The 18729-nt window shown below is 69.4% G+C and carries 18 protein-coding genes; 13 read left to right on the top strand and 5 right to left on the bottom strand.

The genetic code is table 11. The features are described from left to right. Positions 1-16: 16 nt before the first annotated feature. Entirely contained in the window at positions 17-904 is an 888-nt protein-coding gene (locus tag ACFOGJ_RS03945) for an amino acid ABC transporter substrate-binding protein (protein WP_379898304.1), read from the bottom strand. Between the two features lie 215 nt (positions 905-1119). On the opposite strand from ACFOGJ_RS03945, the gene ACFOGJ_RS03940 reads away from it, so the two are divergent. Both ACFOGJ_RS03940 and ACFOGJ_RS03935 read left to right on the top strand, forming a co-directional pair. Then, the gene (locus tag ACFOGJ_RS03940; protein ID WP_379898303.1) at positions 1120-2319 is read left to right on the top strand and encodes an aminotransferase class V-fold PLP-dependent enzyme; all 1200 of its coding nucleotides are present in this window, start codon (positions 1120-1122) and stop codon (positions 2317-2319) included. A 10-nt stretch (positions 2320-2329) separates the two neighbouring features. Next, entirely contained in the window at positions 2330-2929 is a 600-nt protein-coding gene (locus ACFOGJ_RS03935; RefSeq protein ID WP_379898300.1) for a histidine phosphatase family protein, read from the top strand. Positions 2930-2948: 19 nt separating this feature from the next. Here the strand turns inward: ACFOGJ_RS03935 and ACFOGJ_RS03930 are convergent, their stop codons facing one another. Then, positions 2949-4127 carry a CaiB/BaiF CoA transferase family protein gene (locus ACFOGJ_RS03930; protein ID WP_379898297.1) on the bottom strand — a complete coding sequence of 393 codons (1179 nt, stop codon included), beginning with the start codon at positions 4125-4127 and terminating at the stop codon, positions 2949-2951. 330 nt (positions 4128-4457) lie between these two features. On the opposite strand from ACFOGJ_RS03930, the gene hspQ reads away from it, so the two are divergent. The 4 genes from hspQ (at position 4458) to ACFOGJ_RS03910 (ending at position 9304) form a co-directional block, all read left to right on the top strand. After that, a complete protein-coding gene (gene hspQ / locus ACFOGJ_RS03925) occupies positions 4458-4787 on the top strand; it encodes a heat shock protein HspQ (RefSeq protein WP_379898296.1) in 330 nt (109 codons plus the stop codon). Between the two features lie 127 nt (positions 4788-4914). Next, positions 4915-7242, top strand: a complete 2328-nt coding sequence (locus tag ACFOGJ_RS03920) for a penicillin acylase family protein (protein WP_379898295.1) — start codon at positions 4915-4917, stop codon at positions 7240-7242. A gap of 9 nt (positions 7243-7251) precedes the next feature. Then, positions 7252-8766: a GH3 family domain-containing protein gene (locus ACFOGJ_RS03915; RefSeq protein WP_379898293.1), complete on the top strand. Its 1515-nt coding sequence runs from the start codon at positions 7252-7254 to the stop codon at positions 8764-8766. A gap of 160 nt (positions 8767-8926) precedes the next feature. Continuing rightward, positions 8927-9304 carry an ATP-binding protein gene (locus ACFOGJ_RS03910; protein ID WP_379898292.1) on the top strand — a complete coding sequence of 126 codons (378 nt, stop codon included), beginning with the start codon at positions 8927-8929 and terminating at the stop codon, positions 9302-9304. On the opposite strand, the gene ACFOGJ_RS03905 is transcribed toward ACFOGJ_RS03910, so the two are convergent. After that, on the bottom strand, positions 9264-10214 hold the full coding sequence (locus ACFOGJ_RS03905) for a DMT family transporter (RefSeq protein ID WP_379898291.1): 951 nt from the start codon (positions 10212-10214) through the stop codon (positions 9264-9266). The genes ACFOGJ_RS03910 and ACFOGJ_RS03905 overlap by 41 nt on opposite strands. A gap of 159 nt (positions 10215-10373) precedes the next feature. Here ACFOGJ_RS03905 and ACFOGJ_RS03900 point away from each other — a divergent pair, with 159 nt between their 5' ends. Continuing rightward, positions 10374-11126, top strand: coding sequence for an SDR family oxidoreductase (locus ACFOGJ_RS03900; RefSeq protein WP_379898290.1), 753 nt, complete (start codon positions 10374-10376; stop codon positions 11124-11126). 199 nt (positions 11127-11325) lie between these two features. Here ACFOGJ_RS03900 and ACFOGJ_RS03895 read toward each other — a convergent pair whose 3' ends face one another. Next, complete coding sequence (locus ACFOGJ_RS03895; RefSeq protein WP_379898288.1) at positions 11326-11745, bottom strand: thioesterase family protein; 420 nt, start codon at positions 11743-11745, stop codon at positions 11326-11328. A 226-nt stretch (positions 11746-11971) separates the two neighbouring features. Between ACFOGJ_RS03895 and nthA the strand changes: the two genes are divergently transcribed. The 5 genes from nthA (at position 11972) to ACFOGJ_RS03870 (ending at position 16945) form a co-directional block, all read left to right on the top strand. Continuing rightward, positions 11972-12646, top strand: a complete 675-nt coding sequence (nthA, locus tag ACFOGJ_RS03890; RefSeq protein WP_379898286.1) for a nitrile hydratase subunit alpha — start codon at positions 11972-11974, stop codon at positions 12644-12646. Further along, positions 12646-13332: a nitrile hydratase subunit beta gene (nthB, locus tag ACFOGJ_RS03885; protein ID WP_379898284.1), complete on the top strand. Its 687-nt coding sequence runs from the start codon at positions 12646-12648 to the stop codon at positions 13330-13332. Before nthA ends, nthB begins: the two co-directional genes overlap by 1 nt. Then, complete coding sequence (locus ACFOGJ_RS03880) at positions 13325-13738, top strand: nitrile hydratase accessory protein (RefSeq protein WP_379898282.1); 414 nt, start codon at positions 13325-13327, stop codon at positions 13736-13738. Before nthB ends, ACFOGJ_RS03880 begins: the two co-directional genes overlap by 8 nt. Next, entirely contained in the window at positions 13731-14696 is a 966-nt protein-coding gene (locus ACFOGJ_RS03875) for an SMP-30/gluconolactonase/LRE family protein (protein WP_379898281.1), read from the top strand. Before ACFOGJ_RS03880 ends, ACFOGJ_RS03875 begins: the two co-directional genes overlap by 8 nt. A gap of 410 nt (positions 14697-15106) precedes the next feature. Next, entirely contained in the window at positions 15107-16945 is a 1839-nt protein-coding gene (locus tag ACFOGJ_RS03870) for a methyl-accepting chemotaxis protein (RefSeq protein WP_379898278.1), read from the top strand. A 240-nt stretch (positions 16946-17185) separates the two neighbouring features. Here ACFOGJ_RS03870 and ACFOGJ_RS03865 read toward each other — a convergent pair whose 3' ends face one another. Continuing rightward, complete coding sequence (locus ACFOGJ_RS03865; RefSeq protein WP_379898277.1) at positions 17186-17854, bottom strand: ceramidase domain-containing protein; 669 nt, start codon at positions 17852-17854, stop codon at positions 17186-17188. A gap of 80 nt (positions 17855-17934) precedes the next feature. Here ACFOGJ_RS03865 and ACFOGJ_RS03860 point away from each other — a divergent pair, with 80 nt between their 5' ends. Next, positions 17935-18522, top strand: a complete 588-nt coding sequence (locus ACFOGJ_RS03860) for a cell wall hydrolase (RefSeq protein ID WP_379898275.1) — start codon at positions 17935-17937, stop codon at positions 18520-18522. Positions 18523-18729: the final 207 nt, after the last annotated feature.

Genomic DNA, 18729 nt, shown 5'->3' with positions numbered 1-18729 from the left:
GGCCGGCCGGTGCGCCTCATTCCTCCGGGAAGGTCTGAAGCACGTAGAGGGAGCGGAGAAGCTCGCTGGGCCGGGCGCCCATCGCGCCGAACCAGGTGCCGTAGATCTCCGTGATCTTCGGCGTGCTGTACACCTTCGACAGGGCCCGGTTCACCACGTTGCGGAAGCCATGGTCGTTGGGCCGCAGGGCCAGCGCATAGGGTTCGTGGCTGAACAGGCCCCGTGCCAGGCTCAGCATGCCGGCATCCGCGGAATCCCGTGCCAGGCCGATCAGGATCGTCCGGTCGGAGGCATAGGCATCGATCTTGCCGCCGACCAGCATCTCCAGCGCTTCCGCATGGTTGCCGACCGGCACCATGTCGGGCGCGATCCCGGTGCGCTTCGCCACCTGCTTCAGTGCCGTCTCCGTGGTTGTGCCGGGCAGGATGCCGACCCGCCGCAGGTGCGCGTCGTTGACGGTGTTGATGCCGGTGTCGCGGCGGGTCAGCAGGGTGGCGCCGGTCACGAAGGTGAGGCTGGAAAAGTCCATCTGCTCCTGCCGGGCCAGGGTATTGGTGGTCGCGCCGCACAGGATGTCGATATCGCCCGCCAGCAGCCGTTCGAAGCGTTCGTCGGCTGTGACCGGCATGTAGGTGACCTTGAGGTTCGGGCGGTTCACCGCCGTCTTCACTTCTTCCGCCACCTCGCGGCAGAGGTCGATCGTATAGCCGACGACGCTGCCGTCTTCCCGCTGGAAGGAGAAGGGGCGGGCGCCCAGTCGATGGCCGATCCGCAGCTCCTCGTTCACCGCGATCTTCTGCAGGGTGCCCGACATGGCGGTCTCCGCCGTCGCGGGCAGCGACGCAGTGAGGCCGGTCAGGGCGATGGCCGCTGCGGCGGCCAGTGAGAGTCTCGGATTGCGCATTGGTATTGCCCCCCTTCCGCATGCCGCACCTGCGCGAACGGCAGGCAGCCGCCGCGCTGTGCGAGTTTAGCGGCGCCCGGTCACCGGCATAATTGTACTCCAGGACGATGGCGGCCTGCGCTTTTGGTCGCTGCTTGCGGCTGCCTATGATGGCGCCGCATCGTCATGCCGGCAGAGAAGAGCGCGGGAAACGGGGCGGGGAAAAGAGGGAGGCCATGGTCGCAGGGCAGGCGTTCGGGCACCGCGTTCGTGCGGCCTTCGGGCTGGAACCGGGGCTCACCTATCTCAACCACGGCGCGTTCGGCGCGGTCCCGCTTGCGGTGGCGGAGGCGCAGGCCGGCTGGCGGCGCAGGATCGAAGCCAATCCGACTCGCTTTTTCAGCGATGACGGGCCAGAGGCGATCCGCGCCGCGGCACGTGGCCTGGCGCGGCGCTTCGGCGGGCGGGGACGCGACTGGGCCTTCGTCACCAACGCCACTACAGGCGTGAGCACTGTCCTGGATTCGCTCCGGATCGGCGCCGGGGACGTCATCCTGACCACGGACCTTGCCTATCCATCGGTCCTGCGGGCCCTGCACTATTTCACGGCGCGGGCCGGGGCGGAGTTGCGGATCGCCTCGCTGCCGGTGCCGCTGCCGGGGGCGGGGCCGGTGCTCGACGCGGTGGCGGAGGCGCTGTCCGACGGTGCGGTTCGGTTCGCCCTGTTCGACCATATCGCTTCGCCCACCGGCGCCCTGCTGCCGGTGGCGGAACTGGCAGCCCTGTGCCGGCGGCAGGGCGTGCCGGTCCTGGTGGACGGGGCTCATGCGCCGGGCCAGGTGCCGCTCGACGTGCCGGCGATCGGCGCCGCCGCCTATGTCGGCAACCTGCACAAATGGTGCTTCGCGCCGCGCGGCGCCGGCATGCTCTGGGTGGACCCGCAGTTCCAGGGCCGCATCGAGCCGCCGGTGATCGCCAAGCCGCTGGACGAGGGCTTCCCTCGCTCCTTCGACTATCTCGGCACCTTCGATCCCAGCGCCTGGCTGGCCGCGGCCGACGGCTTCGCCTTCGCCGACATCTGGGGGGCGGCGGAGATCGCGGCCGCCAATGCCGGCCTCGCGCGGCGTGCCGGCCTGCAGCTGGCGGCGGCCTGGGACACGGAGGTGGCGACCGCGCCGGAAATGGCGGCGGCCCTGGCGGCGATCCGCCTGCCGCTGGCCGGCGAGCGGCTGCGCGCCCTGGCGGAACGCCACGGCGACCTGTTCCGGGCCGGGCGCGCGGTCGGGCGGGGCCTGCGGGAACGCCACGGCATCGAAGTGCCGGTCGTGGCCCATCGGGGTCTTCTCTGGGTACGGGTATCGGCACAGATCTACAACGAGATGGAAGACTACGCGCGGCTTGTCACGGCCCTGCCGCAGGAGCTGGCCGCGCAATAGGAGGATATCCATGCGCTGCCTGCCGATCCGTGCCCTGCTCCCCGCCCTGCTCCTCGTCCTGTCCCTGATCCTGCCCGGCCTGCCACATGCCGTGGCGGCCGCGGAAGATCCCGCAGAGGATCTTTGGGTGGCCCTGGCGCAGGGGCGTGCGGCGGTGGTGATGCGGCATGCGCTGGCGCCTGGCACCGGCGATCCGGCCGCCTTCGACCCGGCCGACTGCGCCACCCAGCGCAACCTGGACGCGGCCGGCCGGGCGCAGGCCCGTGCCATCGGCGATGCCTTCCGCGCCGCCGGGATCGACCAGGCCCGCGTCCATTCCAGCGTCTGGTGCCGCTGCCGGGAGACGGCGGAACTGCTGGACCTGGGGCCGGTCGAGGTCCTGCCTGCCCTGAACTCGTTCTTCCGGGACCGCGGCAGGGCGGACGAACAGACCGCGGCACTGCGCGAGTTCCTGGCTGCCAGGGAAGGCGACGGACCGGTCGTGCTGGTCACCCACCAGGTGAACATCACCGCATTGACCGGCGTCTATCCGAGTTCCGGCGAGCTGATCTTCGTTACCCGGGATTCTGCGGCCGGCACCGTCGGCCGCGCCCTGCCGGCGGCGCCCTGAACAAGACCCGGCGGCGGGGTCAACCGGCCTCGGGCAGCGCCACCGCCCCATCGGCCGCCAGGGCCGCGACCTGGCCCTCGTCATAGCCGAGGTCGGCCAGGATCGCCCGGCCGTCGGCGCCCAGGGCGGGGGCCGCCAGGTCGGGCTGCGCCGGCTCCGCGGCGAAGCGCATCGGCACGCCGATATGGCGATGGCCGCCGCCATCCTCCAGCAGCATGCCGCGCTGGCGGGCGAGCGGCCCCTCGAACGCTTCCTTCAGGTCCAGCACCGGCGCGAAGCAGATATCCTTGTCGGCGAACCATGCGGTCCATTCGTCGCGGCTGCGGCCGGCGAAGGTTTCCGCCAGGAAGGCGCGCACCGGCGCCTGCGCCTCCCCCGCCGGCTGCCGGCAGAGCGGGATCAGGTCCGGCCGTCCGAGCGCGTTCAGCAGGTTCTCCGCGAACTTGATCTCGCTGCCGCCCAGGGCGACATGGCCGCCATCGCTGGTGGCATAGACGCCGTACAGCGCGGCGCCGCCATAGAGCCGTTCCTCCGTCGAGACCGGCGGCTGCCCGTCGGCGAACAGGCGCCCGGTGATATGTGGCGTCCAGGCCAGCAGGGAATCGAACATCGCTACGTCCAGATAGTCGCCCTCGCCGGTCTCCCGCGCCCGCAGCAGGGCCATCAGGATGCCGGACAGCGCCATCAGGGAGGCCGCCACGTCCGCCGCCGGCACCGCCGGGATGCCGGGCGGGCGGTCCGGCCCGGTGCCCAGCGACAGGATCCCCGCCAGCGCCTCCACCGACAGGTCGTGGGCCGGTCGCTCGCGGTCCGGGCCGTCCTGGCCGAAAGCGGAGAGGGAGCAGTAGACGATCTGCGGTGCCACCGCCCGCACCGCCGCATAGTCTAGGCCAAGCCGCGCGGCGACACCGGGGCGGTAGCTTTCCAGCAGGACATGGCTGCGCGCCGCCAGCCGCAGCACGACCTCCCGGCCGGCCGCCGATTTCAGGTTCACGGCAATGCTGCGCTTGCCGCGATTGGTATTGCGGAAATAGACCGATTCACCACCGTCGAACGGGCCGATGCTGCGCGTGGCGTCGCCGCGGCCCGGCGCTTCCACCTTGATCACCTCGGCACCGTGATCGGCCATCGTCATGGTCAGATGCGGGCCGGGAAGGAAGCTGGACAGGTCGACGACACGGACACCGGACAGTTTCATGGGACCTCGCGGGTTCGTCGGTCCACCCCCGCGGGCGGGCCTGGATCGGGGATTGGGGCCGGACTATCTACCAGCAGGCGGGCGGAGGAAAGGCGCATCGTCCGGTATGGCGGCAGGCTGGGGCGGGCTGGGGGCGGTTGCCAGCGCGCCACAGCCTGCTAATTCTTTCGTAGGAAGTTCCCGGCAGAATCCTTGCATGGGAGTTGCGTCGCGGCTCATGGTGACGGACCGGGCGCGACGCGGCGGACGATGTGGCCGCGCGATCCGGTAGCCGCGCGTGAGGGAGTTGTTGGAATGCCGGGAGTGTCAGAAGGGCAAGGAACCAGTCCGATGCTGTTCAGAGAGAGTAAGTTCGGGATCGGCGATATCGTCCGCCACAGGTTCTATCCCTTCCGCGGCGTGATCTTCGATGTCGATCCGGAATTCAACAATACCGAGGAATGGTGGCAGTCGATTCCGGCCGAGATCCGTCCCCGGAAGGACCAGCCCTACTATCACCTGCTGGCGGAGAACGCCGAGACCACCTATGTGGCCTATGTGTCGGAACAGAACCTGCTGCCCGACGAGAGCGGCGATCCCGTCTCCCATCCCGAGGTGAAGACCATGTTCTCCGGGCTGGAGGATGGCCGCTACGTGATCCGCAACCAGCAGGCCAACTGACCGGCACCCTGCGTCGCCGCACTCGGGGCCGGCTGCCGCCTGATCCGCGAGGCCGCCGGCAGCGTATCGACAGAATGCTGTGCCCCGGCGGGGCGCTGCGATCCGACGGCCGGCCAGGGGAGCAACGATGATCCGGTTTCTGACCCGCGCAGCGGTCCTGGTGGCGGCTGCCGCCGTCCTTGCGTCCTGCGCCTTCCTGGCCCCCCTGCCCGAGCCGGCCGATACCCGCCAGCGTCTGGCGGCCTTTCCGGTCCGCGACCTGCCGGTCCAGGCGCCGGTGGAGATCCGCTGGAACGACTGGGCGGTGCCCTTCATCGAAGCGCAGAGCGACCATGACGCGGCGGTCGCACTCGGCCTGGTGCATGCCCATCTGCGGCTCGGCCAGATGGAGCTGCTGCGCCATGTCAGCCAGGGCCGGCTGGCGGAGATCGGCGGTCCGCTGGCGCTGGACATCGACCGCTCGCTGCGGATCCTCGACTACGGCAAGGCCGCACCGGCCATCGTCGCCTCGATGCCGGCGGAGACGCGGGCCTGGCTGGACGGCTATCTGGCCGGGGTGAACCACTACCAGGATCATGTCCGCCCGCTGCCGCACGAATTCCAGCTGATGGGCAAGGCGCCGGAGCCCTGGACGGCGGAGGACCTGATCACCATCGGCCGGCTGGCCTCCACCGACGTCAACTGGCTGGTCTGGTTCCGCCTGCTGGAGATGCGCCGCCGGGACGACTGGGCGGCGGTCTGGGCCCGCCTGGTGGAGGAGGGAACGACCTCCGCACCGAGCTATGGCATGGACGACCGTGCCGGCCTGGGCCCCCTGCAGGACATCATGACCGGCTTCGCCAAGACCGGCAGCAATGCGCTGGTGGTGTCCGGCGCGCACAGCCGCTCCGGTGCGGCGCTGATCGCCAGCGACCCGCATCTGGGGCTGCTGCTGCCCAACACCTGGCTGCTGGCGGGGGTGAAGTCGCCCGGCTACCACATGGTCGGCATGATGGTGCCCGGCCTGCCGTTCATGGCGCTGGGGCGCAATCCCGACATCGCCTGGGGAGGCACCAACCTGCGCTCCGCCAATTCCGACCTGTTCGACATATCGGGTTTGCCGGCGTCGGAAATCACCAGCCGGACCGAGCCGCTGGCCGTCCGCTGGTGGTTCGACAGCGAGGTGACGATCCGGGAGAGCCGCTACGGGCCGGTGATCTCCGACGCGCCGATGCTGCCGGGGACCGAGGGGGATACCCTGGCCCTGCGCTGGATCGGCCATGACGTCTCCGACGAGCTGACGGCGATGCTGCGGATGAACCGGGCCCGCAACTGGGCCGAATTCACCGCGGCGATGGCGGGCTTCGCGATCTCCGCCCAGAACATGCTCTATGCCGACCGCTCCGGCCATATCGGCCAGGTGATGGCGACCCATCTGCCCAGCCGCCCGCCCGGCCTGCCGGACCGCATGGTCCGGCCGCCGGAGGCGATCGCCGACTGGGACCGCATCGTCACCAGCCGCGACCTGCCGCAGGCCTACGACCCGCCGGCCGGCTTCATCGCCTCCGCCAACAATCGCGGCGCCGAGGCGCAGGTGCCGGTGGGCTGGTTCTTCTCCGCCAACGACCGGGTGCGGCGCATGCAGGACCTTGTCGGCAGCGCCATCGCGGCGGGGCGAAAGCTCGACGTGCCCGACCTGATGGCGATGCAGCAGGATGTCTACATGTCGTCGGCCCATGCCCTGGCCGAGGCCTTCGTGGCCCGCATCGATGCCGCCGGGATCCGGCCGCCGCCCGACAGCGGCGAGGCGCGCCTGCTCGAACGGCTGCGGGGATGGGACGGCCATTTCCGGGTCGATTCCGCCGGCGCGGTGGCCTTCGAGGCGATGCTGGCGAAGTTCCTGCCGGCCTTCTACGCCGCCGACGATCTGGCGGTGGCGCAGGCCGGGGGGCGGCTTGCCGCGATGGTGCGCGAGGATGTCCTGGCGGCACCCGCCGCCGACCTGGACCCGGCGTTGCGCACCGCCCTGGCGGAGGCCGTGCCTGTGGCAGCGGAATTCCCGACCTGGGGCGACATGCACCGGCTGGCGCTGCGCCATCCGATGGGGATGGTGCCGGTCCTGGGGGAGGCCTACCAGGTCGGCGACTATCCTATCGGCGGCAGCACCGACAGCCTGATGAAGACCGCCCACGACGTGACCGACCAGCGCCACGACACCCGCTACGGCGCCAATGCGCGCCATGTCTCCGACATGGCCGATCCCAATGCCAACTGGTTCGTGCTGCTGGGCGGCCAGGACGGTTGGCTCAACAGCAGCAATTTCGCCGACCAGGTGGAACTCTGGCGGGATGCGGAATATATCCGCATGCCACTGGAGATCGACGCCGTGCGGGCGGCCTTCCCGCGGTCGATCACCCTGGAGCCGGCGGCATCGCCGCGAGGGACGGTGCCGGAGACGGCTTCGAACGCGAGCTGACGGGGCCTCATGGTCGATTTCACCCCGATCCTGCGCTACTACGCCCGGCGCCGGGATCGCGCGCGCAGCGCGGTGCCGCCGGCGGCCGCACAGGCGATGTCGCTGGCGCGGCTGGTTGGCGCGGCGCAGCGCACCGCCTTCGGCCGTGCCCACGGTTTCCGCCGGATCCGCGGTGTGGAGGATTTCCAGGCCGCGGTGCCGCTGCGCCGCTACGAGGATCTGTGGTCGGAATGGTGGGAGCCGGAATTCCCGCAGCTGCGTGACGTCACCTGGCCGGGCAAGATCCCCTATTTCGCGGTCAGTTCCGGTACCTCCACGGGACGCACGAAATACCTGCCGCTGAGCCGGTCGCTGGTGGCTGCAAACCGCCGGGCCGGCCTGGAACTGTTGTCCAACCATGTCCTGAACCGGCCGCAGAGCCGGATCCTGGGCGGCCGGCTGTTCATGCTGGGCGGCAGCACCCGCCTGCAGCGGCTGGGCCGCGGCGTGAAGGGCGGTGACCTGAGCGGCATCCTCGCGGCGGAGACGCCGTCCTGGTCGGGCCTGCTGACCTATCCGACGAAACGCCTGCTGCAGATCGAGGACTGGGAGGAGAAGATCGCCGCCCTGGTCGCCGACCTGCCGCGCCGCGACATCCGCATGATCGGCGGCACGCCGAGCTGGCTGCTGCTGCTGTTCGACGCCCTGGCCCGTGCCCATCCGCAAGCCGGCTGGGGCGCGAAGGGGCTGTTCCCCAACCTGGAGATGGTGGTGCATGGCGGGGTCAATTTCGCGCCCTACCGGCATCGCTTCGCGGAATGGCTGGACGGCACCGGGGCGGAGACCCGCGAGGTTTATCCCGCCAGCGAGGGCTTCATCGCGATCGCCGATGCCGGCCCCGACGACGGCCTGCGACTGATCCTGGACGACCGCCTGTTCTTCGAGTTCGTGCCGCTGGGGGAACTGGACGGCGAGACGCCGACCCGGCACTGGATCGGCAATGTGGAGACCGGCGTGAACTACGCGGTGATCCTGTCCAGCAGCGCCGGCTTCTGGGCCTATGTGCTGGGCGATACGGTGGAGTTCGTCTGCCTGGACCCGCCGCGGGTGAAGATCACCGGCCGCATCAGCTACAGCCTCTCCGCTTTCGGCGAGCATCTGGTCGATGCCGAGCTGGAGGCGGCGATCGCCGCCGCCGCGCGGGAGATCGGCGCCGACGTGACGGACTTCAGCGTCGGCCCGCTGTTTCCAGACGGCGACGAATCGCGCGGCCGCCACCGCTTCGTCGTCGAGTTCGCCGCGGCGCAGCCGGACGATGCGGTGGCCCGCTTCGCGACCGCGCTGGATGCGGCGCTCTGTGCGGAGAACGAGGACTACGAGGTGCATCGCCGCGCCGATTTCGGCATGGCGGCGCCGGAGGTCCGCGCCGTCCCGCCCGGCCGCTACGCCGCCTGGATGAAGGCCAAGGGCAAACTGGGCGGCCAGCACAAGGTGCCGCGCGTGGTCGGCGACGCCGCGGACCTGGACGGACTGCTGGACGACTGAGGGGCCCCTCGCCCGGCGGAACTTGTCCCTGCCACACGGCTTCCGCTACCTTTGCGTCGGCCGCGGGAACAGGACATGTGCGTTGGCGAAAACCGCCTCAGCCTCACTCGACTTGCGGCTCCGCAACGATCTTCCGGAGCTTCGCCGCCTTGCGTGCGCGGTGGAGGGATTCTTCGCGCGTCACGGCCTGCCGTCGGACGAAGGCGCCCGCATGGTGCTGGCCCTGGACGAACTCGTCACCAATGTCATGCACCATGGCGGGACGGGTGCGCAGCCGGTGGCGGAGATCGAGGTGAGCCTGGACCTTGCCGGCGACCGGGTGGTGGCGGTGATTCGCGATGCCGGACACCCGTTCAACCCGCTGACCCTGCCCGAGCCGGATGTCGAGGCGCCGCTGGAGGCGCGTCCGATCGGCGGGCTGGGCATCCATCTGGCGCGGCAGCTGATGGACGTGATCCGCTATCGCCGCGACGGCGACCGCAACTGCCTGACCCTGGTCAAGCGCCTGCCCGGCCTACCACCTGCCGCAGGTACCTGAGCGGCCGTCCGTCGAACACCAGCAGGCCGAAGGTGATCAGCGCCAGGGCTGCCGCGGTGCGCAGGCTGAGCCCATGGCCCAGCAGCAGCGCCCCCAGCGCCGCGGCGCTGAACGGCACGAGCAGGGTGACCAGCAGCACGTTGGTCGCGCCCGCCGCGGCCAGGATCCGGAAATAGAGGATATAGGCCAGCCCCGTGCTGCCGATGCCGAGCGCGGCCAGCGCGCCCCATCCCGCCGCACCGTCCTGCGCCAGGCTGCCGGCGCCGGCCCAGAGCATCAGCGGCGTCATCATCACCGCCGACATGCACAGCATCGCCGTGGCGAGCTGCACCGGCGGCCGGCCGCGGAAGCGCTTGCCGAAGATGCCGGCCGCCGCATAGGAGCAGGCCGCTGCCAGGACCATCGCCTGGCCGGCGAGCCGGTCCAGTCGCGAACCGTCCGGCCGGGCGCCGTCCTGATCGCCGCCGCTGCCGATGGCCTCCCAGGCGGCCGGGCCGATCAGCACGGCGACGGCGACGATGCCGATGGCGATCCCGGCCAGGCGGGGCAGGGTGAGGCGCTCGTCGCCGGTGAACAGATGTGCCGCGATGGCGGCGAAGAACGGCGTGGTGGCGTTCAGGATCGCCGCCAGGTCGGGGCCGATGCGCTCCTGCCCGGAGGCGATCAGGCTGAACGGCACGATGTTGTTCAGCAGCCCCATCGCCGCGGCAGCCAGCCAGAAGCCCCGCCCGGCGGGCAGGCGCTGCCCCACCGCCAGGCAGAACAGCAGCATGAACAGCGCGCCGCCGGCGATCCGCGCCCAGGCGACCTGGACCGCGCCGGTGTCGTGCACCACCGCGCCGACCAGGACGAAGGACAGGCCCCACAGCAGCGACAGGGCGAAAAGCTGGAGCCAGACGAACGGGGACATGGGCGGGCAGGCCGAATGCGGTTGCGGGACGATTGTCGGACGACCTTAGCGCGGCTGCGTCGCCGGCACTTCCCGGATGTTGCGAAAGGTGCTTTCCGCTTCCGCCCGTTACGGGGCAGGATGGCATATCGGCGTAACGCGTTGGGAAGGGGAGCGGGAATGCGCGAGATTGCGGGAAAGGTGGCCTGGATCACCGGGGCGGGGTCGGGCATCGGCGAGGCGGCGGCTCTGGCCCTGGCAGGGGCGGGCATGCACGTGGTGCTGTCCGGCCGGCGGATGGAGGCCCTGGGCGCCGTCGCGCAGAAGATCGAGGCCGCCGGCGGCACGGCGATGATCGAGGTACTGGATGTGGCCGACCGCGATGCGGTCTATCGGGTCGCGGAACGCATCGCCGAGCGCTTCGACCGGCTGGACATGCTGGTCAACAATGCCGGCATCAACATCCCGCAGCGCAACTGGGGCGATGTCACCCTGGACGGCTGGGAGGAGATCGTGAACATCAACCTGAACGGGGCATTCTACTGCATCGCCGCCGCACTGCCGATGATGCGGCGGCAGCAGGACGGGCTGGTGGTCACCACCGCCTCCTGGGCAGGAAAGTACGTGCTGAAGTTCGCCGGCCCGGCCTACAACGCCACCAAGCATGCCGTCGTCGCGATGAGCGAGAGCCTGAACAAGGAGGAATGCGGCAACGGCATCCGCGCCACCGCCGTCTGCCCGGCGGAGGTCGCGACCCCGATCATGGACAAGCGCCCGGTGCCGGTGCCGGCCGAAGACCGCGCGAAGATGGTGCAGCCCGAAGAGATGGGCGAACTGATGCTGTTCCTGGCGCGCCTGCCGGAGACGGTCTGCCTGAACGAAGTGATCATCAGCCCGACCTACAATCGGATCTACATCGAGAATCTGGGATAGCGGCGGAGGGGTTCGCAGACCTTGGGCATGGCACCCGCTGCGTGTCCCCTAGGCGTCACCACCGCGCGCGTCGCGGTGGTCCATGGTGCCGCGAGGCTCCATCAGGGCAAACCTTGTTGGGAAGCTGCAGCATGGACTCGCGTATCAAGTACGCGAGTGACGAGCTCGGGAGAGACAGGTGCTCCCTCCCGCGCCGCCCTCAGCCTTCGGACGTCATCTCCTCCAGACGGCGGAAGAAGCGCGCGCCGTCGACGACTGCGCGGCCGTGCCGGCCCTTCATCAGGGTCCGGCCGTTCCAGCGCGCCTCGACGGCAAAGGTGACCCGGTTGTCGTCGACCGCTGTCACCCGGGCCGTGCAGTCGATCGCCGCGCCCACCGGCGCCGCGCCCAGATGCTGGACGTCGATCATCGTGCCCAGGGTGACCTCGTCCGGCGACATGTAGGGCTTCAGCGCACGGCCGGCGGCCTGCTCCAGGAAGCCGATCAGGGCCGGCGTGGCGACGACGTCGACCCCGGCATTGCCGAAGCTCTCCGCCGAATCCTTCCGGGACGAGGTAATGGTGAGGCGGTTTTCCAGACCGACCGGGACGTCCAGCATCGCAGACAGACTCTCTGGCACGCAGATCTCAGCGAACGGGTCGTGCAGCCCGCGCCCAGCCTCCCAAGCACCCCGCCTGGGACCCCGCAGCCGGACTCAAGGGTGACAGGTTCGACCATTACCGTTGCGTTGACAAGCACCCGGACGCCGAACGGTCTGCACTTTGGCAGCGGCGCCGGCCGGTCTATCGTTGGGGCCGCATCGCCGGCCGTGAGATCGCGACCGGCCGCTTTCAGGAGGAACGCCGATGGATGCTCCCCCACTGGGTTCGAAGCAGGTGCCGCGCTTCCATGACCTGCCGCCGGACGAGAAGGCGGCGCGGGTGGACGCGCTGATCCAGCTGCTGGCGCGCAAGGGCGTGCTGGACCCGGCGGCGATCGACACCATCGTGGCGACCTACGAACAGGATGTCGGCCCGCGCAACGGCGCCCATGTGGTGGCGAAGGCCTGGACCGACCCGGCCTATCTGGACTGGCTGCGCCGCGACGCCACCGCGGCGATCGCCAGCCTCGGCTATGGCGGCCGGCAGGGCGAGGACATGGTGGTGGTCGAGAACAGTCCCGACCGGCACAACATGACGGTCTGCACCCTGTGCTCCTGCTATCCCTGGCCGGTGCTGGGCATCCCGCCGGACTGGTACAAGGCGGAGCCCTATCGCTCGCGTGCGGTGCTGGACCCGCGCGGCGTGCTGGCGGAATTCGGCGTGACCCTGGCGCCGGAGGTCGAGGTCCGCGTCTGGGATTCCACCGCGGAGCTGCGCTACCTGGTGATCCCGATGCGCCCCGCCGGCACCGAGGGCTGGGACGTGGCGGACCTGGCCCGGCTGGTGACCCGGGATTCGATGATCGGCACGGCCCTGGCCCTCGATCCGGCGCGCCTCGATCCCGCCGACCTGCCGGCTTCTGCGGGAGGGCGCGCCTGATGCACGGCATCCACGACCTGGGCGGCATGCACGGCTTCGGCCCGATCGACGTGCACGAGGATCCGCACGACCATTTCCCGGAGCCCTGGCAGCGGCCGCTGTTCGGCCTGGTGCTGGCGATGGGCGCCTCTGGTCTGTGGAACATCGACATGGCCCGCGCCGCGCGGGAGACGATGCCCGCGGCCGATTACCTGGCCAGCGGCTATTACGATCACTGGTGGCACGGCCTGGTCGCCCTGCTGCTGGAGAAGGGCGTGGTGACCTCGGAGGAACTTGCTGCCGCAACGCCGCCTGCCGACCCGGCACCGGCGTCGGCGCCGCGGGTATTGCATCCGGACCAGGTGCCGGCCGTCCTGGCGAAGGGTGCGACCGCCCGTCGCGAACCCGCCGGCCCGCCGAAGTTCCGGCCGGGCGACCGGGTGCGGGTGCGCAATGCGCGGCCCGCCGGCCATACCCGCACGCCGCGCTACTGCCTGGGCAAGGTGGGGGAGGTGGCGCTGCACCACGGCGCCTTCGTGTTTCCCGATTCCGTCGTCGCCACCGGCGATCCCGACCCGCAGCACTGCTATGCCGTGCGCTTCACCGCGGCGGAGCTGTTCGGGCCGGACGGCGACCCGAAGGCGGAGGTGATGATCGATCTCTGGGCCCCCTACCTGCTGCCGGCAGGGGAGGCGGCGCATGACTGAGGCGGACTCCCTGGCCCTGGCGATTGCGGCCGCGCGTGCCGGCGGCGGGGCCTCCCACGACCTGGATGCCGGCCCGGTCTTCGCCGCCCCCTGGCAGGCGCGGGCCTTCGCCACCGTCGTGGCCCTGCACGAGGCCGGCGCGCTGGACTGGAGCGACTGGGCGGCGCGCCTCTCGGCGGCGATCTCGGCAGCGCAGGCCGCCGGCGATCCCGACCTGGGCGACAGCTATTACGACCATTGGGCGGTGGCGCTGGAGGGACTGCTGGCCGATGCCGGGCTGGTGGCGCCGTCCGAGCATGCCGCCGATACCGCGGCATTGCTGCATCACCGGGCCGAGCATCGGCACGGCCTGCCGCCGGTGCCCGGCCATGATGGACATCGCCACGGAGAGCATCGGCATGACTGAGCCGGCGGCAACCGCCGATGGCCCGGTGGTGGAGCGGCCCTGGCGGGTGATGGCGGAGGGGCTGCGTTTCCCGGAAGGCCCCATCGCCATGCCCGACGGCTCCGTCCTTGTGGTGGAGATCGCGCGCGGCACCCTGTCCCGGGTCACCCCGGACGGCCGGATCGCGGTGGTGGCGGAGACCGGCGGCGGGCCGAACGGCGCGGCGCTCGGTCCCGACGGGCGGGTCTGGCTCTGCAACAATGGCGGCTTCGAATGGGCGGAGCGCGACGGCCGCCTGATGCCGGGGGTGCAGGCTGCCGACTATGAAGGCGGCCGGATCGAGGCGGTGGACCTGGCGACCGGGCAGGTCGAGGTGGTGCATCGCGCCTGCAACGGCGAGCCGCTGAAGGGGCCGAACGACCTGGTGTTCGATGCCGAGGGCGGGCTGTGGTTCACCGACCATGGCAAGATGCGACCACGGAGCGAGGATCGTACCGGCATCCTCTACGCCCCGCCCGACGGCGCCGGCCTGCGGGAGGCGGTGTTTCCGATGCACGGGCCGAACGGCATCGGCCTGTCGCCCGACGGGACCACCCTGTACGTGGCGGAAACGCCGACCTGCCAGCTCTGGGCGATCGCGCTGGACGGTCCCGGCCGGCCGGCGAAGGGGCCGCGGGCGGCGCCCTGGCGGCGCGGCCTGATGATCTACACCCCGCGCAGCTATCGCCTGTTCGACAGCCTGGGGATCGAGGCCTGCGGCAATGTCTGCGTCGCCACCCTGGTGGAGGGCGGCATCTCCGTCATCGCGCCCGACGGCGCCCTGGTGGAGTTCGTGCCGCTGCCGGACATGTACGTCACCAACATCTGCTTCGGCGGGCCGGAGCGGCGCACCGCCTATGTCACCTGTTCCTCCACCGGCCGCCTGCTGGCGATGGACTGGCCGCGGCCGGGGCTGAAGCTGAACTTCGAGGCCGGCTGACCGACTGCGCTCGGGCAACTGACTGACTGATGGACGCCGGCGTCCTCATCCGCCCCCTCTCGCGACGCATCGTCTCCGATTATCGCCAACCTGAAGTTCGCGGGCCCGTCCATCGGACAGGGAAATCCCGTCCAGGCCGGGACACGGACGGCCTGTGGAACGGGCCGTTTACCGAAATTTAAACCGCACCCGCGAAATTTTCCGATGTGAAATATCCGGATCCACAACCCGGAACGGAGCCTGTGGTGGCGGGCTTTGGCGCAATCGTGTTGGAGAAATGCCTGTAAATCTTGGGGGTTGGAATGAAGGCAAGAACAAAAATAATAGCCAGCGTTTTCATGTTTTTCGCTGTTGTCATCGTTATAATGACAATATTGTCGTATAATAGTTTCAGTTCGTCATCAAATGCTATGAAGCATCGCGAACTGGAAGTGATGGCGGACGGCGTTGCGGAAGCTGTTTCGGAAAAAATGGCGGGTTATTTCGGAGCGCTCGAACTGGCCGCCATGCAATTCCAGAATGCCCCGTCTCTGGAAGGTGAGAATCTCTACAATTACCGGCAGACACTGATCAGCGATCTGCTGAAAAACACCGGGGCGCTGCAAAGCTACTATGGCTTCAAGGACGGTTCGACCTATACGACGGAAGGGCTGATTCCCAACTTCAAAGAGGTTGCGCTGGAGCGTGAATGGTACAAGCGGCTTCATGGCGGCGAAAAGCGGATCGTTACGACGCCCTATGTCTCCAATATCGGACTTCTGATCATGGCGGCCGGCGTTCCCCTGCTCGACGGGAACAGCGTTATCGGCACTCTGTGCATCAACCTCGGCCTGACGGAACTCTCGGAATTCACCAGCGGCCTCTTCAACTTCGAGAACGTGATTCTGACCCGCTCCGACGGGTTCATCATGGCGCACCAGAATCCTGATCTGATCGGCAAGACGCTCTGGGACATCATCCCCGGCCTCGAAGCCGAGAATGCAAAGACACGGGATACGCGCATTGCCTTCCATCTGGACGGGGAGGACTACGAGGGGGCGCTAGGGGTCATTGACGATCTGGGCTGGAAGGTCTGGGTGTTCGAGAAGCAGAGCGTGATCCAGGCCGCCTCTACAGACAGTCTCTACGCGTCGATCGTGCAGGCCGTTGTCGCGCTGATCCTGTCGGCCATCATGATCGGGCTGTTGTCGAATTCCCTCATCTTCAAGCCGATGGCCAGGATGACCGGCGTCATGCAGCGCCTGGTCGATGGCGACCTGAAAGTGGAGGTGCCGGCGCAGGATCGCACCGACGAGATCGGCGACATGGCGCGTGCCGTCCAGGTGTTCAAGGAGAATGCGATCGAGGTGGATCGACTACAGACCGAACAGGAGGCGCAGAAAGAGCGCGCGGAGGAGGAAAAACGGGCCTCCATTGCCAAGCTGACCGATGATTTCCAGTCGACCGTCGGGTCCATGATTCAGGGCCTGGCCTCGGCATCGACGGAGTTGCAGTCGACGGCGGCCTCCATGTCGGCGACGGCGGAGCAGACCAACCGGCAGTCGACGGCGGTCGCCGCCGCTTCGGAGCAGGCAAGCCGCAACGTGCAGACGGTGGCCTCGGCGACGGAGGAACTGTCGGCCTCGATTTCCGAGATCAGCCGGCAGGTGAACCAGTCGAGCGACGTGGCCGGCCGCGCCGTGACCCAGGCGGAGCAGACCAACAAGCAGGTCGAAGGGCTGGCCGATGCGGCGCAGAAGATCGGCGATGTGATCAGGTTGATCCAGGACATCGCCGAGCAGACCAACCTGCTTGCCCTCAACGCGACCATCGAGGCGGCACGCGCCGGCGAGGCGGGCAAGGGCTTCGCGGTGGTGGCCAATGAGGTGAAGAGCCTCGCCAATCAGACGGCCAAGGCCACCGGCGAGATCAGCCAGCAGATCGCCGGGATCCAGTCGGCGACCGGCGATGCCGTCGGGGCGATCAGGGATATCGTGAAGACCATCAACGAGATCAGCCAGATCTCGACGTCGATCGCCTCCGCGGTGGAAGAGCAGGGCACGGCGACCGGTGAGATCTCCAACTCCGTGCGCGAGGCGTCGGCCGGCACCCAGGAGGTCAACGTCAATATCAGCGGCGTGGCCCAGGCGGCGACCGAGACGGGCTCCGCCGCGACCGAAGTCATGGACTCCAGTGCTCAGCTCGCCCGGCAGTCCGACGATCTCAAGGTGGCGGTGGACAGGTTCCTCGCCGAGGTGCGCGCGTCATAGCCGACGCAATCTGACGCTGGAGGCCCGACCCAGGGACTCTGGCAGGACCGGTCGCAGGCCATGCTGTGGCATGCGCATCGGGGTCAACCGCGAAACACGCCTCAGAAGCACGGTCCGGCGCTGCCGGGCCGTGCTTTCTGATTCTGGCAGTCCCGGACACCGAGGCGCGCAGCCGTGCGCCAGGTGCCCTCGGGACGGCCGCAAGAGACCGACCTGTTCATCGACGAATCGCGGATCCGCTCAGGTACCACCCTGCCTCCGGCGCTGCCGCCACAGGGCGGCGGCCATATGCACGCCGAAAAAGGCGGCGGTGCCCAGGAAGATGTGCCACAGGAAGTGGCTGCCGAAGGGCACCACCTCGCAGGCGCTGCGGTCCAGGCTGCGGAAGGCCGCCGCCACCGTCGCGCAGCCGACCATGGCGAGGGCGGTGCGGAAGGCCGGCCGTGCCTCCCGCCAGGTCAGGACCAGGAGCAGGCCCGCGGCCAGGGCGATCGCCAGCACCACGACGGCGATGGCCACGGCGAAGCCCAGATCGCTGCGCGTCATTGCCCAGATGATCAGCGCGAAGGCCGCCAGCAGCGCCGGGCCGAGCCAGATCCGGCGCAGCAGCCAGGGCCAGGCGAGCACGACCACCAGGAAGTAGATCACGCCGGGCGCGGTATCCAGGGTCAGGGCCAGCGGGGTCCGCAGGGCATGCCAGGCGGTGCTGCCCAGCCCGGTCAGGATCGCCAGCACGGCCAGCAGCAGGGCCGCCGGCCCGGCGCCGCCCTGTCCCCCGCCCTTCTGCCGAAGGATCTGGAACAGGGCCAGGGCGCCGGCTATGACCGGGAACAGGCTGGTCAGGGCGTTGACCGGCTCCGCCGGGAAGGCGCCGATTGCGTTCAGCGCCGTCTCGCAATAGTAGGGCATCTCAGGAAGCGGTCCCGGACCGCCGATCGGGCGGATTGCCGGACTTCATGGCCGGTCGCCCCAGACGGAACCAGATCGACATGAATCTTCGCGCCACCATCCTGACACTGACTCTCCTGCTTCCGCTCATCGTTCCGGCGACCGCCTGGGGACGGACCGCCGAGCAGGCGGCCCCCGGCGGGACCGCCTCCGCTGCTGCCGCGCGGCTGCTGTCCCTGCCGGAACCGGACTGCGACCGGCTACGCGATGAGCCGCTCGCCTGCCTCGCCTGCAACATCTATCACGAAGCCCGTTCAGAGGGCGCGGACGGCATGAAGCTGGTCGGCAAGGTCACCATGAACCGGGTCGGCAGCGACGATTTCCCCGACGATGTCTGCGCCGTGGTCTGGCAGCGGCTGGGCGACGGCCCGGCGCAGTTCTCCTGGACCCGGGACGGGCGCTCCCACAGGGTGCTGAACCGCAGCGCCTGGCGCCGGGCGGTGGAGGTTGCCGCCCTGATGTTCCGCGATCATTACGACCCGGACTTCGCCGTGCTGATCGCCGGCGCGCTGCGCGGCCCCGACTTCATGTGGTTCCACAACGGCACGGTCCGGCCGTCCTGGACCCGGAACCTGGAAAAGGTCGCCCAGATCGGCCGCCACACCGTGTATCGCCGCCGCGGGCGGTAGCGGCTTTCCGTCGCCGTCTAGATGTTAAGTCCCGGCATGTGATGGCAACCCGTCGTTCTCGGGCCTGACCCGAGAACCCATTCCGACAGCGCTGCCAAGCGCTTCGAGGCTTGCGGAATGGATCCCGGGTCAAGATCCTATGCAGGCGCGACGGGCGAGGCGTTACCGTATCGGTTTCCCACACCCAACAGCTGCATAGGAGGCACT

The organism is Marinibaculum pumilum (assembly GCF_042646425.1).
Classification (GTDB): domain Bacteria; phylum Pseudomonadota; class Alphaproteobacteria; order Ferrovibrionales; family Ferrovibrionaceae; genus Marinibaculum; species Marinibaculum pumilum.
The sequence above is the reverse complement of the archived record's forward strand: the minus strand, read 5'-3'. Positions and strand labels throughout refer to the sequence as shown.